The sequence below is a fragment of the Pseudomonas kilonensis genome, assembly GCF_001269885.1.
Classification (GTDB): Bacteria; Pseudomonadota; Gammaproteobacteria; order Pseudomonadales; family Pseudomonadaceae; genus Aquipseudomonas; species Aquipseudomonas kilonensis.
Map to the genome: position 1 here is coordinate 96,074 of NZ_LHVH01000022.1, position 16,421 is coordinate 112,494.

General features: G+C 63.3%; 10 protein-coding genes. 9 read left to right on the forward strand and 1 reads right to left on the reverse strand.

The features are described from left to right. Window positions 1-10: 10 nt before the first annotated feature. Complete coding sequence (locus AD662_RS14765) at window positions 11-2,668, reverse strand: excinuclease ABC subunit UvrA (protein ID WP_053188331.1); 2,658 nt, start codon at window positions 2,666-2,668, stop codon at window positions 11-13. Between the two features lie 195 nt (window positions 2,669-2,863). Here AD662_RS14765 and AD662_RS14770 point away from each other — a divergent pair, with 195 nt between their 5' ends. The 9 genes from AD662_RS14770 to nahK all read left to right on the forward strand — a co-directional run bounded on the left by AD662_RS14770 (window position 2,864) and on the right by nahK (window position 16,382). Next, window positions 2,864-4,342 (forward strand): hypothetical protein, encoded by a 1,479-nt coding sequence (locus tag AD662_RS14770; RefSeq protein ID WP_053188334.1) that lies wholly within the window; start codon window positions 2,864-2,866, stop codon window positions 4,340-4,342. Between the two features lie 301 nt (window positions 4,343-4,643). Then, window positions 4,644-6,794, forward strand: coding sequence for a transcriptional regulator NosR (nosR, locus tag AD662_RS14775; protein WP_053188337.1), 2,151 nt, complete (start codon window positions 4,644-4,646; stop codon window positions 6,792-6,794). A 53-nt stretch (window positions 6,795-6,847) separates the two neighbouring features. Beyond that, window positions 6,848-8,767: a TAT-dependent nitrous-oxide reductase gene (nosZ, locus tag AD662_RS14780; RefSeq protein ID WP_024617190.1), complete on the forward strand. Its 1,920-nt coding sequence runs from the start codon at window positions 6,848-6,850 to the stop codon at window positions 8,765-8,767. A gap of 25 nt (window positions 8,768-8,792) precedes the next feature. Further along, window positions 8,793-10,106 carry a nitrous oxide reductase family maturation protein NosD gene (locus AD662_RS14785; protein ID WP_053188340.1) on the forward strand — a complete coding sequence of 438 codons (1,314 nt, stop codon included), beginning with the start codon at window positions 8,793-8,795 and terminating at the stop codon, window positions 10,104-10,106. Continuing rightward, a complete protein-coding gene (locus AD662_RS14790; protein WP_053188343.1) occupies window positions 10,103-11,020 on the forward strand; it encodes an ABC transporter ATP-binding protein in 918 nt (305 codons plus the stop codon). Before AD662_RS14785 ends, AD662_RS14790 begins: the two co-directional genes overlap by 4 nt. Further along, on the forward strand, window positions 11,017-11,847 hold the full coding sequence (locus AD662_RS14795) for an ABC transporter permease (RefSeq protein WP_046062341.1): 831 nt from the start codon (window positions 11,017-11,019) through the stop codon (window positions 11,845-11,847). The genes AD662_RS14790 and AD662_RS14795 overlap by 4 nt, the downstream gene beginning before the upstream one ends. Window positions 11,848-11,877: 30 nt before the next feature. Continuing rightward, entirely contained in the window at window positions 11,878-12,405 is a 528-nt protein-coding gene (locus AD662_RS14800) for a nitrous oxide reductase accessory protein NosL (protein WP_053188346.1), read from the forward strand. A gap of 241 nt (window positions 12,406-12,646) precedes the next feature. Further along, the gene (gene nosP, locus AD662_RS14805; RefSeq protein ID WP_053188349.1) at window positions 12,647-13,810 is read left to right on the forward strand and encodes a nitric oxide-sensing protein NosP; all 1,164 of its coding nucleotides are present in this window, start codon (window positions 12,647-12,649) and stop codon (window positions 13,808-13,810) included. Continuing rightward, complete coding sequence (gene nahK / locus AD662_RS14810) at window positions 13,740-16,382, forward strand: hybrid sensor histidine kinase/response regulator NahK/ErcS' (protein ID WP_082308752.1); 2,643 nt, start codon at window positions 13,740-13,742, stop codon at window positions 16,380-16,382. Before nosP ends, nahK begins: the two co-directional genes overlap by 71 nt. Window positions 16,383-16,421 lie beyond the last annotated feature (39 nt).

Sequence of the window (16,421 nt, forward strand, 5' to 3'; positions counted from 1 at the left end):
GGGCCAGGTTTTATCTTCCAGGCTGCAAAGCCCTTTTCAGAAACTCCGCCGTCCGGCTTTCCCGGCAGGCTGCGACTTCCTCCGGAGCCCCGCAGGCCACGACGTTACCACCTTGGGAGCCTGCGCCCGGGCCGATGTCGATGACCCAGTCACTCTGCGCCACGACGCGCATGTCATGTTCCACCACAACCACCGTGTGACCTTCCTCCACCAGGCGATTCAGCTGTACCAGCAAGCGATCCACGTCTTGGGGGTGCAGCCCGTTGGTGGGCTCATCCAACACATACAACGTCGCCCCCCGGGCCTTGCGCTGCAGTTCTGTCGCCAGTTTGATCCGCTGGGCTTCGCCGCCGGACAGTTCCGTGGCCGGTTGGCCCAGGCGCAAGTAGCCCAACCCGATATCCTGCAGCACCTGCAATGAGCGCCTGGCCGCCGCTTGCTCGGCAAACACCTCAAGAGCCTGGTTTACGGTCAGTTGCAGCACCTGGGAAATGTCCAGGCCTTGCCAGCTCACCGCCAGGGTCTGCGGGTTGTAGCGCGCGCCGTGGCAGGTGGGGCAGGGGGCGTACACGCTGGGCATGAACAACAATTCCACGCTGACAAAGCCTTCACCTTCGCAGGTCTCGCAACGGCCCTTGGCGACATTGAAGGAAAACCGTCCGGCATCGAATCCCAGTGCTTGCGCCTGCGCCGTCGCGGCGAACAGTTTGCGCACATGGTCGAACAGCCCGGTGTAGGTGGCGAGGTTGGAGCGCGGGGTGCGGCCGATGGGCTTCTGGTCCACCTGCACCAGCCGCTTGACCGCGTCGAGCCCGGCGGTAACGCGCCCGCCGCTGGTTTGCACGGGTTCGTCTTCCAGGCCTTGCTCATCGGGTTCGGCGTTGGGGCTGGCCTGGCCCAGGTGGGCGCCGACCAGATCCAGCAGGGCCTGGCTGACGAGGCTGGATTTGCCTGAGCCGGAGATGCCGGTCACGGCGGTGAAGCAACCCAAGGGAAAGGCCGCGCTCAGGTTGTCGAGGTTGTTGCGGGTGATGCCTTCCAGGCGCAGCCAATCGCTGGGCGTCCGAGGGCTGCGTGCCATAACGTGTTCCTCACCAAACAGGTAGCCACGGGTGCGTGATTCCGGCACTTGGCCAAGGCCTGCCGGCGGCCCGCTGTAGAGGACTTTCCCGCCTTGTTCGCCGGCGTCCGGGCCGACGTCGATGAGCCAGTCGGCGCGGCGCATGGTATCGAGGTCGTGTTCGACCACAAACACCGAGTTGCCCGCTGCCTTGAGGCGTTGCAGGGCGCCAAACAGCGCTTCGCTGTCGGCCGGGTGCAGGCCGGCGGAGGGTTCGTCCAGCACGTAGATCACCCCGAACAACTGGGAATTGAGTTGGGTCGCCAGGCGCAGGCGTTGCAGTTCGCCGGACGAAAGCGTCGGCGTGCTGCGTTCCAGCGCGAGGTAGCCGAGGCCCAGGTCGATCAGGGTGACGATCCGCTCCAGCAGCTCGGCGGCGATGCGTTGGGCGGCCAGGCGTTTCTCCAGGGAGAGGTTGGGAGTGTGGCGCGCGTCGGGCCCACCCGCGTGCGGGTTGTCGCCCCTGGCGGCGCGTTGCTCGCGGGCTTCTCGGGTTTGCCGGTGGCTGAGGACGTCTCCGGTTTCTTCAGCCTGTTCCAGGTAGTCGGGTGCCAGGACGCGCTTGAGCACGTCGGTCAGTTCAAGCAACGGCAGGTGCGACAGTTCGGCGATGTCCAGACCGGCAAAGGTCACGGTCAACGCCTGGCGTTTGAGGCGCTTGCCTTCGCACACGGGGCAGGGGCTGGCGCGCATGTATTGCGCCACGCGTTTGCGCATCTGCGCGCTTTGCGAGTGCATGAACGTGTGCAGCAGGTAGCGCCGGGCGCCGCTGAACGTGCCCTGGTAACTGGGTTCGAGCTTGCGCTTGAGGGCGGCGCGGGTCTGGGCTGGGGTGAGCCCGGCGTATACGGGAACGGTAGGGGTTTGTTCGGTGAAGAGAATCCAGTCCCGCTGCTTCTTCGGCAGGTCGCGCCAGGGGATATCGACGTCATAGCCCAGGGTCACCAGGATGTCCCGCAGGTTCTGGCCCTGCCAAGCCATGGGCCAGGCGGCCACGGCGCGCTCGCGGATGGTCAGCGACGGGTCCGGCACCATGGACGCTTCGGTCACCTCATAGACCCGGCCCAGGCCATGGCATTCCTGGCAGGCACCCTGTGGCGTGTTGGGCGAGAAGTCTTCGGCGTAGAGCATCGGTTGGTCGGCCGGGTAGCTGCCGGCGCGGGAGTAGAGCATGCGAATCAGGCTCGACAGGGTGGTGACGCTGCCCACCGATGAGCGTGCGCTGGGTGTGCCGCGCTGTTGCTGCAAGGCGACTGCCGGCGGCAGTCCCTCGATGCTGTCCACGTCCGGCACGCCGACCTGGTCGATCAGGCGACGCGCGTAGGGTGCGACGGACTCGAAGTAGCGACGCTGGGCTTCGGCGTAAAGCGTGGAGAAGGCCAGCGACGATTTGCCGGACCCCGACACGCCGGTAAACACCACCAGGGCATCGCGAGGGATGTCCACGTCGACGTTCTTGAGGTTGTGTTCGCGGGCACCACGCACCCGCACGAAGCCGGTGCCTTGCGGCAGGTCGGCGGTTGAAGCAGGGGCGGAGCGTGGGGGCATCGGGCATTCCTTGTGGACGTTGGTGCAACGCTTCAGGGCGTTATGGCGCTGCATTATGGCGATGGCAGAGTGGACTGGATCACAGCGCTGACAATTATGCGACCGGGTTCAACCGTTCGCGTGCGATAAAAATTTACTCCGGGCGCAAGAGATGAGAAAAGCTCTGCAGATTTTTCCCATGGATACGGACGCCTCATGCCTCGATCGAAGTTGTTCTCCACACTGTTTGTCGCGCTGCTGGCCGGTGCCGCGCTCTGGTACATCTGGATGATTGCCAGCGCCAAACTGGAGTTGGGCGGCGACAGTCCTGACCAGCGACAAGTCGGTGAAGTGAAGGACACCGAGTTGCGAGCGATGTCCTCGTATTGCACGGGCGTGACGGTGACGCCACAGGGAACCTGGCTGGTGGCGCGCCTGGAGAGGGAGGCCCGAGAGCTCGAACCGTCCGCTGACGTGTTGGACCTGGATGCGCTGGTCTATGGCCAGCCGAAGCAGCCCAATGAAGCGGAAGAGTCTGGAACCTTTGCCGGTTTGTTTTCTCGCGCTGACAAGGAAACCACCTTCATTTCCCGCCTGGACGCCCAAGGTCAATTTCAGCTCGTGGCACATGTCAGCGGCAGCGCTTGTATGGTAGCCAGCCCCGACGGCACCCGTGTGTTCCTGCTCACGGGCCTTCGTCGGCCTGAAACGGCGAATACCCAGGACCCCGATCAGACCGTGGTCTTTCGCACTGATGATCAAGGCCAGCGCTGGACCTGGTTGACCAAGGGTTGGTTTCCCCAGGCCGAATCGTTGGCCTGGAGCCTGGCTCCTTATTTCCACGGCTCGAATGAAGTCTGGGCCGTGGGCACGCCGGACGCGGTGGATGAAGACAGCGAAGAAGAGAAGCCGACAGCCGTTTCCACCGGCGTCTTCTACTCGGCTGATCGGGGGGCGAACAGCGCGCCGATAATGGCGCCCGAGTCGCTGCTGGTGCCCGCCAAATACGCCCACGGCAAACGCCCTGACATCACTGACTGGGGCACAAACGCAGGCGAACAGGGGGAAATCCAGACCAATGTCCTGCAACTGGATGCACAGACGGCCTTTATCTGGGTGTCCCAACGCTTCTGGGGCGTCCATCCGGATGGCGTCAGCGACAATATCGCGATCAACGTCACCACACGGGCCCGGTTGCAAGCCAAGGCCGGACGGTGGCAGGTGGTCGACGTACAGCGTGACGACAACCTGTTTGTGAGCAAGCTGGTACAGAACGACGCCGGGCGGGTGATTGGGCTGATTGACCAGGGTGACCGCGGGCAAGATGTTGTCGCCGAACTGGACACCGCCGCCCTGACCTGGACGACCATGGGTGACCTGCCCAGTGTGTTCGCCCCCCTGGCATCGCAGACCCAGGTACGTGGCGACAATCTCTGGCTGGGCCAGAACACCCTGCTGATCAACACGACCAGCGACCACCATCCACCGCGCTGGCTCTACTGGTGGTCGGACGCGAACATCTCCGCCGATGGGGTGTTCTATTCCAAGGATTGGGGCCGCTCCTGGCAGCGCCTCGCCATCGACGGTTACCTGGGCATTCTCGGCTTTCAACCGACGCAGGACCGGGTGTTCTGGGCCAACGGCAATTGGTACGACAACAATGACGGTCGCATCTATGCCTATGGGTTGCGCTGAGGATTGGACCGCGCGCTGTTATTTGAACTGACACCAACTTGTGGCGAGGGGATTTATCCCCGCTGGGGTGCGAAGCACCCCCAATGAAGCTGATCAGAATCAACCTGACACACCACAGGGACAGGCTTTGGGGCTGCTTCGCACCCCAGCGGGGATAAATCCCCTCGCCACAGTTTTTGGGGGGCGGGTTTAAGTTTTTTCCAAGTTGATTTCAATCAAGGGCCGAAGAAGGGGCCGGCCCCTACCATGATCGCCAAGATCCTGTCTTTAAGCCCTGGCGTCCATGACCCGTTCCTCTGCGATGTTGTACCCATCCCGCTCCTGGCTCCCCGGGCTGTTCGTTCTACTGCTGCTCTTCGCCGGAATTGTCAAGGCCAAGGACTACGGTGACATCCAACAACAGCGCATCCACCACGTACTGAGCCAGACCGACGCGATCTCCGAGCCCGATGGGCCCTTCAAGGTTCGCAAATTGTCTGCTGCTGGCAAGGTCCTGGGCTATGTGTTCCAGAGCCTGGATGTGGTGGACATTCCCGCCTATTCCGGCAAGCCGATCAACGTCCAGGTCATTCTCGATCCGGCGGGGGTGATCCTCGATGCCTACGTGCTCGAACACCACGAGCCGATTCTGCTGATCGGCATCGCCGAAGAAAAACTCCACGCGTTCAGTGCGCGCTACAGCGGCATCAAGGTCAATCAGCGGGTGGTGGTGGGGCATTCCAGCGACCCGAATGCCGTGACCGTGGATGCCATCGCCGGGGCTACCGTGACGGCGATGGTGGTCAACGAGGTCATCATGCGTGCCGCCCACGATGTCGCGGTGTCCCTGGGCCTGGTCAAGGGCGATGCGGGGTTGGCCGTGGCGCCGGCGCGTGTGCGTGAGGACATCTACGAGCGCGCCGACTGGAAGACCCTGACTGGCAACGGCGCTGTACGGCGCCTGCTCCTGACCCGCGGCCAGGTCGATGCGTCCTTCAAGGGCACCGAAGCCGAACAGGTCGAGACCGCCAGCGGCGAGCAGGTGAATGACACCTTCATCGACCTCTATGCCACCCACCTCAATCCACCCACCATCGGCCGCAACCTGCTGGGCGAGGCGCAATACCGCACACTGATGGCCGAGCTCAAGCCGGGCGAGCAGGCCATCGCGGTGATGGGCAGCGGTCGTTATTCCTTCAAGGGCTCGGGATACGTGCGTGGCGGCATCTTCGACCGGGTGCAGCTGCGTCAGTCCGGCGACACCATCAGCTTTCGCGACTTGGATTTTCAGCGCCTGAATGACGTGGCCCTCGATGACATGCCGGACTTCGATGAAATGGCGATTTTCATCATCCGCGCCTCCCACCGTTTCGACCCTGGCTCACCCTGGAACCTGGAGCTGCTGGTGCGTCGTCAGACCGGACCGGTCAGCGGCACCTTCAGCAGCTTCGAGCTGGCCTATCAGTTGCCGGAGCCCTACCTGGAGCGGCCATTGCCCACCGCCGAGCAACTGGCGGCCGCCGAAGAAGCCAGCCGGCCGATGTGGCTGACGCTCTGGTATCAGAAAAGTGTCGAAATCAGTGTGCTTGGGGCCGCGTTGCTGGTGCTGACGGCGATCCTGTTTTTCCAGGATTCACTGGCCCGGCGGCCGACGCTGTTGCATTGGCTGCGCCGCGGTTACCTGGTCTTCACCGTGGTTTTTCTCGGCGGCTACGCCTTGGCCCAGTTGTCGGTGGTCAACGTGCTGACCTTCGTCCACGCCTTGTTCGAAGGCTTTCGCTGGGAGCTGTTCCTCACCGATCCGCTGATCTTCATTCTCTGGGTGTTCACCGCCGCCAGCATCCTGCTGTGGGGACGTGGGGTGTTCTGCGGCTGGCTGTGTCCGTTCGGCGCGTTGCAGGAGTTGATCAACGAACTGGCGCGCAAGCTCAAGGTGCCCCAATACGAGTTGCCGTTCGCCGTGCATGAGCGGCTGTGGGCGATCAAGTACATCATTTTGCTGGTGCTGTTCGGCGTCTCGCTGGAGTCGATGGCCAGCGCCGAACGGCTGGCCGAAGTGGAACCCTTCAAGACCGCCATCACCCTCAGGTTCGACCGCCAGTGGTGGTTCGTGGCGTACGCCGTGGGCCTGCTGGTGATCAACCTGTTTACCCGCAAGGTCTATTGCCGCTACGTCTGCCCGCTGGGCGCGGCCCTGGCGATGCCGACCCGGCTGCGGCTGTTCGACTGGCTCAAGCGCCGCAAGGAGTGTGGCAACCCCTGCCAACTGTGCGCCAAGGAATGCGAGATCCAGGCGATTCATCCCGATGGCCGGATCAATGCCAACGAATGCCATTACTGCCTCGACTGCCAGATGACCTGGCACAACGAAAACAAATGCCCGCCGCTGATCAACAAGCGCAAGAAGCGCGGCAAGGCGACCGCGACCGATCCGCAACTGATTCCCGTGGTGCAGGTGAACCCGGCGCCTTGAGGCACCCCAATGGCCTGTCCCTTGACCGTTTCATTCTTCATGGAGCACACAGCATGAGCGACAAAAAAAACCAAACCCCGGGCTCGGTGGAAGAACCCAGGGGTGTCAGCCGGCGCAGTTTTCTCGGCACTGGCGCGGTAACCGGTGCGGTACTGGCCGGCGCGACGGCGCTGGGGGCCGGGACGTTCACCCGTGAGTCCTGGGCGGCGGCGGCCAAGGAGGCCAAGTCCAAGGTGCACGTCGGGCCTGGGGAGCTGGACGAATACTACGGTTTCTGGAGCGGCGGCCACCAGGGCGAGGTGCGGGTGCTGGGGGTGCCATCGATGCGTGAGCTGATGCGCATCCCGGTGTTCAACGTCGACTCGGCCACCGGTTGGGGCCTGACCAACGAAAGCAAGCGCATCCTGGGCGACAGCGCCAAGTACCAGAACGGCGATTGCCACCACCCGCACATCTCCATGACCGACGGCAAGTACGACGGCAAATACCTGTTCATCAACGACAAGGCCAACTCTCGGGTCGCGCGCATTCGCCTGGACATCATGAAGTGCGACAAGATCCTCACCGTGCCCAACGTGCAAGCCATCCACGGCCTGCGCCTGCAAAAGGTGCCGTACACCAAGTACGTGTTCGCCAACGCTGAGTTCGTGATCCCGCACCCCAACGACGGCCATACCTTCGACCTGCAGGACAAAAACAGCTTCACGATGTTCAACGCCATCGATGCCGAGAAAATGGAAATGGCGTTCCAGGTGATCGTCGACGGCAACCTGGACAACTCCGACGCTGACTACACCGGCAAATACGCTGCCAGCACCTGCTACAACTCCGAGAAGGCCTACGACCTGGGCGGCATGATGCGCAACGAGCGCGACTGGGTGGTGGTGTTCAACATCCCGCGGATCGAGGCGGCGATCAAGGCCGGCAAGTTCATCAACCTGGACGGCTCCAAGGTGCCGGTGGTCGATGGCCGCAAGACCGATGGCAAGGACTCCGAATTCACCCGCTACATTCCCGTGCCGAAGAACCCCCACGGGCTCAATACCTCGTCGGACGGCAAATACTTCATCGCCAATGGCAAGCTGTCGCCCACGGTCTCGATGATCGCCATCGACCGCCTGGACGATTTGTTCGCCGACCGCTTCAAGGACCCCCGCGAAGTGATCGTCGCCGAGCCGGAACTGGGGCTCGGGCCGCTGCACACCACGTTCGACGGGCGCGGCAATGCCTACACCACCTTGTTCATCGACAGCCAGGTGGTGAAGTGGAACATGGACGAGGCCATCCGTGCCTACAAGGGCGAGAAGGTCAACTACATCAAGCAGAAGCTCGACGTCCAGTACCAGCCTGGCCACAACCATGCGTCTCTCACCGAAACCAGCGAGGCGGACGGCAAGTGGCTGGTGGTGTTGTGCAAATTCTCCAAGGACCGCTTCCTGCCCACCGGCCCATTGCACCCGGAGAACGATCAGTTGATCGACATTTCCGGTGAAGAAATGAAGCTGGTGCACGACGGCCCGGCGTTCGCCGAACCGCACGACTGCATTCTCGCCCGGCGTGACCAGATCAAGACCCAGAAAATCTGGAGCCGCAACGATCCGTTCTTCGCCGGCACCGTGGAGCTGGCGAAGAAGGACGGCATCAACCTGGAAACCGACAACAAGGTCATCCGCGACGGCAACAAGGTGCGGGTGTACATGACCTCGATGGCGCCGGCCTACGGCCTGACGGAGTTCACCGTCAAGCAAGGCAACGAGGTGACGGTGACCATCACCAACATCGACCAGATCGAAGACGTGTCCCACGGCTTTGTCATGACCAACCACGGCGCGAGCATGGAGATCAGCCCGCAACAGACCTCATCGATCACTTTCACCGCCGACAAGGCCGGTTTGCACTGGTACTACTGCAGCTGGTTCTGCCACGCCCTGCACATGGAAATGGTCGGGCGCATGCTGGTTGAAAAGGCCTGAGTCATTCACGAGGGAGACAGGCGCAATGACCGGGAATATGCAGCATCCAAACGTTCGTCGAGCGGTCATTGCCCTGGTGTTCTGCCTGCTGTCGGGCGGCGCGCTCGGTGCGCCGCAGCCGATCACCGATTTGCCTTTGCAGGCCGAGGGCGACCAGCAATGGCGCCTGCCTGCGGGCCAGTACCGGGGCTCGTTCAGCATCGACCAGCCCATGACCCTCACGTGTGCGCCGGAAGCGGTATTCCAAGGGCAGGGCGAGGGCAATGGGCTGATCATTCGCGCCCCGAACGTCCAGGTCCAGGGCTGTACCTTCCTGGACTGGGGCCACGACCTGACGGCCATGAACGCCGCCGTGTTCATCCAGCCGGTTGCCCAAGGAGCGGTGGTGCGTGGCAACCGGATGCAGGGCCAGGGATTCGGTATCTGGGTCGATGGCACGCGGGACGTCAGCCTGATCGACAACCGCATCCAGGGCGACCCCAGCCTGCGTTCCCAGGACCGTGGCAATGGCATCCATTTGTATGCCGTACACGGCGCCCGGGTTATCGGTAACCAGGTGCGCGAAACCCGCGACGGCATCTACATCGACACCTCCAGCGGCAACCTGCTCCAGGGCAATGTCCTGGAGGACCTGCGCTACGGCGTGCATTACATGTTCGCCAACGATAATCGCCTGCTGGATAACGTCACCCGGCGTACCCGCACCGGTTATGCCTTGATGCAAAGCCGCCAGTTGACGGTCATCGGCAATCGCTCCGAACAGGATCAGAACTACGGGATCCTGATGAACTACATCACCTATTCGACCCTGCGCGACAACTTCGTCACCGACGTGCGCGACGGGTCCACCGGCGACACCATGATCAGCGGCGCCGAGGGCAAGGCCCTGTTCATCTACAACTCGCTGTTCAACCGTATCGAAGGCAATCATTTCGAGCGCAGCGCCGTGGGCATCCACCTGACGGCCGGCTCGGAGGATAACCGCATCGCCGGCAATGCCTTCGTCCACAACCAGCGCCAGGTCAAATACGTTGCCACGCGGTTGCAGGAGTGGTCGGTGGATGGCCGCGGCAATTACTGGAGCGACTACCTGGGCTGGGATCGCAACGGCGACGGCCTGGGCGATGTCGCCTATGAGCCCAACGACAACGTCGATCGCCTGCTGTGGCTGTACCCCCAGGTGCGCTTGTTGATGAACAGCCCGGGAATCGAACTGCTGCGTTGGGTGCAGCGAGCCTTCCCGGTGATGAAATCCCCCGGGGTGATGGACAGTCATCCGCTGATGGAAACGCCTGTCCAGCCCCCGTCACGCAACAGTGCCCAGGAGGACGCGTCTTGAACGTCGTCGAGATCGAAGGGGTCAGCCAGCGCTATGGCGATGTCACCGTACTGCGCGGGTTGGACTTGAACCTGGCCCAGGGCGAGGTGCTCGGGCTGTTCGGGCACAACGGCGCGGGCAAGACCACCACCATGAAGCTGATCCTCGGTTTGCTGCAAGCCAGCGAGGGCGAGGTGCGTGTCTTCGGTCGCGCGCCCAGCGACCCGAGGGTGCGGCAGATGCTCGGTTATCTGCCCGAGAACGTGATGTTCTATCCGCAGTTGAGTGGGCTGGAAACCTTGCGCCATTTTGCCCGGCTCAAAGGTGCCGCGCCGGAGCAGGTGCAGCGTTTGCTGGAAGAGGTTGGGCTGGCGGCTGCCGCGACACGGCGCGTGAAAACGTATTCCAAGGGCATGCGCCAGCGTCTCGGTCTGGCCCAGGCGCTGCTCGGCCAACCGCGCCTGTTATTGCTGGATGAGCCGACCGTGGGCCTCGACCCTATCGCTACCCAGGACCTCTATCAGTTGCTCGACCGCCTGCGTTGGCAGGGCACCAGCATCATTCTCTGTTCTCACGTCTTGCCTGGCGTGGAAGCGCACATCAACCGCGCCGCGATTCTCACCCGGGGGCGCCTGTTGGCCCTGGGCAGCCTGGCCCGGCTGCGCGAGGACGCCGGGCTGCCGACGCTGATCCGCGCCTCGGGCCTGTCGCGGGCCGACTGGCTTCGCCAGCATTGGCGCAGTGAAGGGCACGCCACCCAGGGCTGGGGCGCCGAAGGGGTGCAGGTGTCCGCGCCGGATGGCAGCAAGCTTAAATTGCTGCGCCAGTTACTGGCCCAGGATGACCCCTCGGATGTCGAGATCAAGCCGCCGTCGCTGGAGGATTTGTACCGTCATTACATGGTCCGTGCCGCCGCCGAGGAGACCAGCCTATGAATCCGGTCTGGAACATGGCCCGCAAGGAATTCAGCGATGGCCTGCGCAATCGCTGGTTGTTGGCGATCAGCCTGTTGTTCGCGGTGCTGGCGATCGGCATCGCCTGGCTCGGCGCGGCGGCGTCCGGTCAACTGGGGTTCACCTCGGTACCCGCCACGGTAGCGAGCCTGTCCAGCCTGGCGACCTTCCTGATGCCGCTGATTGCCTTGCTGCTGGCCTATGACGCGATTGTCGGCGAGGACGAGAGCGGCACCTTGTTGCTGTTGCTGACCTACCCGTTGGGCCGCGGCCAATTGCTGCTGGGCAAGTTTGTCGGGCACGGCTTGATCCTGGCCCTGGCCACTTTCATCGGTTTTGGCTGCGCGATGCTGGCCATCGCTCTGTGGGTGGACGATGTCCAGTTGAGCCTGCTGCTCTGGGCCTTCGGTCGGTTCATGGTATCGAGCACGCTGCTGGGCTGGGTGTTCCTCGGGCTGGCCTATGTGCTGAGCAGCTTGTCGGCAGAGAAATCCACCGCGGCCGGGTTGGCGCTGGGGGTGTGGTTTTTCTTCGTGCTGGTGTTCGACCTGGCCTTGCTGGCGTTGCTGGTGCTGAGCGAAGGGCGCTTCAGCCCGGAACTGTTGCCCTGGCTGCTGCTGTTCAACCCTACCGACGTGTATCGGCTGATCAACCTGTCCGGGTTCGATGCGGCGTCCAGCGGCGCCGCGGTGCTGACCTTGGGCAGCGACCTGCCGGTGTCGGCGCCTTTGCTCTGGCTGTGCCTGGGCCTGTGGATGGCGGTTCCGTTGTGGTTGGCCTATCGGCTGTTCAATCGCCGGTGCCCGTGAATTTCAATCTTGATAAGGGAGCATGCAACGATGAACAGGGTGTATTTCAAGGCAGGTCGCCTTTGGGGCGCGGTGTTGATGTGCCTGGCACTGGCGGCCTGCGGCAAGGCCGAACCACCGGCGGCCAGCGAGGCGGCGCTGGCGTTCCATCCCAGTGACGAGTGCCATGTGTGCGGCATGGTCATCACTGACTTCCCCGGGCCCAAGGGCGCGGCGGTCGGGGCAGGGGGCGTGAAGAAGTTCTGCTCGCCGGCGGAGATGCTGGGCTGGTGGTTGCAGCCGGAAAACCATCGGGCCGACGTCAAGCTGTATGTCCACGACATGGGCCGCAGCCATTGGGACACGCCGGATGACGCCCACCTGATCGACGCCCGGACCGCCTACTTCGTCATTGGCAGCGGGCTTAAAGGCGCCATGGGCGTTGTCCTGGCCTCGTTTTCCGACCCCCAGGCGGCACAAAAACTCGCCAGCGACACCGGCGGCCGAGTGCTGCGCCTGGAAGACATCGACCAGAAACTGCTGGGGCAGGCGAGTGCCATGGCGCCGATGAGTCACTGATATTGCCTGTTCGGCAAACCACGCTTGTGGCAGGGGCGCTTGTGGGAGCAAAGCTTGCTCGCGAAACAGGCGCCTCGATTCTGCCAGACCGCATCGCCTCTATCGCGGGCAAGCCTTGCTCCCACATAGAGGGAGCAATCTCATCCCATGGAAGCGGCCACCCGCTACCCAAGTAGCATTCGTGGAGCCGGCGCAGCTTCGTACACTCAGGGCTCCTATCACGCACCCGTCGGAGGCGAAGATGCAGCAGGCCCAGAGCGAAGGTGTGGTGAGCGCCATGTCCCAGTCGACGGACGTCCAGCAGGTGGCCCAGGCGTTGGCGCGGCAGTTGTTGCACCCGCACCTGGGCTTCGTGCTGTTTTTCTGTTCCGCCGAATACGACCTGCCGGCCCTGGGCCAGGCGCTGTCCCAGAGTTTCGGCGGGATTCGCCTGGTGGGCTGTACCAGCGCCGGTGAAATCACCGCGCAAGGTTATGGTCGCAACTGTGTGACGGCGGTGGGGTTCGATCATCGGCACTTTTCCATCGCCGCCGAACTGATCGGCGAAATGGAGCACTTCAGCCTGATCGACGCCCAGCAAATGGTCGAGCGTCTGGCGAGCGGCTGTCGCAGCAACGCCTTGGCGCCGATCAAGGGCCACAGTTTCGCCTTGACCCTGCTCGATGGCCTGTCCAGCCGCGAGGAAATGGTCCTGGCGGCCTTGAGCGCTGCGCTGGGGGATATCCCGCATTTCGGCGGGTCGGCCGGCGATGACAACTACCTGACCCACACCCACGTGTATTTCGAAGGCCAGTTCCACTGTGGCGCGGCGGTGGTGGTGTTGATCAACACCTGGCTGGAATTCGAAGTCTTCACCACCCATCACATCCTGCCCCGGGAGGAGAAACTGGTGGTGACCGGCGCCGACAGCGCTTCGCGACGGGTCTACGAGCTCAACGCCGAACCTGCCGCCGAAGAATACGCCCGGCACATCGGCGTGCCGGTGAGCGCCCTCGACTACCGGGTCTTCGCCGCCCATCCACTGGCGGTGCGCATCAACGACCAGTACTACGTGCGGGCGATCCAGCAGGTGCATTCGGACCTGAGCCTGAGTTTCTACTGTGCGGTGGAGAACGGCATCGTTCTCACGGCCATGACCCCCGGGCCCTTGCTGCACAACCTGCAAACGCTGTTTGACGGTTTGCAGGCACGCCTCGGTGACCTGTTGCTGACCATCGGCTGCGATTGCTTCCTCAGGCGCCTGGAGCTGGAAGATCGCGGCGGCCTGGAGCAGATCGGCCAGTTCCTGCGCGAAAAACGGGTGATGGGGTTCAACACCTATGGAGAACAGTTCAATGGCATGCACATCAACCAGACGTTCACCGGAGTTGCCATTGCCCGACATCGCGTCCCCGGCCATCGCTGAGCTGCAGGCCCAGCTCGCTGCCCTGCAGCATGAAAACCGCAAGTTGCGGCGCATCAATGAGGCGCTGATCGAGCGGGTGGAGTCCGGCGTCACCCGGGGCAACGACCCGTATGCGGCGTTCCAGCACTCGGTGGTGCTGGCCGAGCAGGTGCGCGAGCGCACCGATGCGCTGAACCAGGCCATGGCTGAACTCAAGGCCGGCAATCACTTGCTGGGCGAGGCGCGGCTGCGGGCGGAAACCGCCCACCGGCACCTGATTGACGCCATCGAAAGCATCTCCGATGCGTTTGTGCTGTTCGACGAGCAGCAACGCATTGTCCTGTTCAACAGCCGCTTCAAGGCCTTCTGGGCCAACAGCCGGGTGCGCATCATCGCCGGCATGCGCCTTTCCGAGGTCAAGCGCTTGATGACCGCCAACGGGCTGTTCAGCGAAGAACCCCGGGGCCAGGCCGATGAGCACGTGCTGTATCGCTTGCAGAACGGGCGCTGGCTGCAAGTCAGCGAGCGGCCGACCCAGGAGGGCGGCCGGGTCATCCTGTTTACCGACATCACCGACGTCAAACTCAGCGAAACCGTGCGCCGCGAGCAGGCCATCGCGCAGAAATCCCACCTGTTGCAGCGTGCGGTGGACAACCTGTCCCAGGGTGTGGCGATGGTCAACGCCCAAGGCGTGCTGGAGCTGTGGAACCGGCGCTTCCTCGAACTCAGTGGCCTGGCACCGGTAGCGGCCCACCGGCCGTTCAATGAAGTGATTGCCGACAGTGAGTTGCAACTGCTGACCCCGGCCAGTCGCGACAGCAACGGCCGGCTGATCCACGAATCCGAGCAGCGCCTGTCGGATGGCCGGGTCCTGGAGATCCGTACACATCCATTGCCCACTGGCGGCTACGTCAACACCTTCACCGACATCACCGAACGCTACCAGCACGCCGAGGCGCTGAGCGAAAGCGAACGCTGGATTCGCCTGATCACCGACCATGTGCCAGCGTTGATCGCCTACCTCAACGCCGACCTGGTCTACGAATTCACCAACAAGGTCTACGAGCAGTGGTACTGCTGGCCCCGTGGCGTGATGCTTGGCCAGAGCCTGCGCGAAGCCCATAGCGAGCAGCATTACCAGCGCCTGGAAGCCTACGTGGCGCGGGCGTTGGCGGGTGAGAGCGTCACCTTCGAATTCGCCGAGACCAACATCAACAGCCAGGAACGCTACATGCTGCGCTCCTATGTACCCAACCGCTTGGCCAACGGTGAAGTGGTGGGGATTTTCGTGCTGATCCGCGACATCACCGAACGCCGGCGCACCGCCGAAGCGCTGCACCAGGCCTACCAGAACCTAGAACAGCGGGTCCAGGAGCGCACCGCCGAACTCACCACGCTCAACGACCAATTGCTGCGCGAAATCGACGAACGCAGCCGGGTGGAGTTGCGCCTGCGGGAGGCCAAGCGCGAGGCCGAGCAGGCCAACCTGTCGAAGACCAAATTCCTCGCAGCGGTCAGCCATGACCTGCTGCAACCGCTCAACGCCGCTCGGCTGTTCACCAGCGCCTTGCTCGAGCGCCGCGAGCCAGTTGCCAATGCGCAACTGGTGCGCAACGTCAGCCATTCGCTGCAGGACGTGGAGAACCTGTTGGGCACCCTGGTGGACATCTCCAAGCTGGACGCCGGGGTGATCAAGGCCGATGTCGCGCCGTTCGCCCTCAGCGAGCTGCTCGACAACCTGGCCGCCGAATACGCCCAGATCGCCGGCAGCGAAGGGCTGGCGCTGCACTTTGTCGGTTGTTCGGTGCTGGTGCGCAGCGACATGCAATTGCTCGCGCGAATCCTGCGCAACCTGCTGAGCAACGCCATTCGCTACACCCCCAGCGGCCGGGTGGTGCTGGGCTGCCGGCGACACCGCCAGCGCGTGTCGATCCAGGTCTGGGACAGCGGCATCGGCATTGCCGAGAACCGCCTGGAGGAAATATTCCAGGAGTTCAAGCGCGGCGACGTGCAGCGGCCGAACCAGGACCGTGGGTTGGGCCTGGGCCTGGCGATTGTCGAGAAAATCGCCGGGATCCTCGGGCACCGGATCCAGGTGCGCTCCTGGCCGGGCAAGGGCTCGATGTTCTCTATCGACGTGCCGCTGAGCGCCACCGCGCCCAAGCCGTTGCCGTGCCTGGACATGAGCGAGCCGATGCTCGAACGCCTGCGTGGGGCGCGGGTCTGGGTGCTGGATAACGATGCGGCGATCTGCGCTGGCATGCGTACGTTGCTGGAGGGCTGGGGTTGCCAGGTAGTGACCGCGTTGTCGGAGCAGGACCTGGCCCGCCAGGTGGACAACTACCATGCCGAGGCCGACTTGTTGATCGCCGATTATCACCTGGACAACGATCAGAACGGCGTCGATGCGGTGGCCCGGATCAACGCCCGCCGGGCCTCACCGATCCCGGCCATGATGATCACCGCCAACTACAGCAACGAGCTCAAGCAGCAGATTCGCGAACGCGGGCACACCCTGATGCACAAGCCGGTGCGGCCGATGAAGCTGAAGATTGCGATGAGTCATCTGTTGGGCCAGACCCAGGGGCATTAAGTCGAACGCTGTTGTGGCGAGGGGATTTATCCCCGCTGG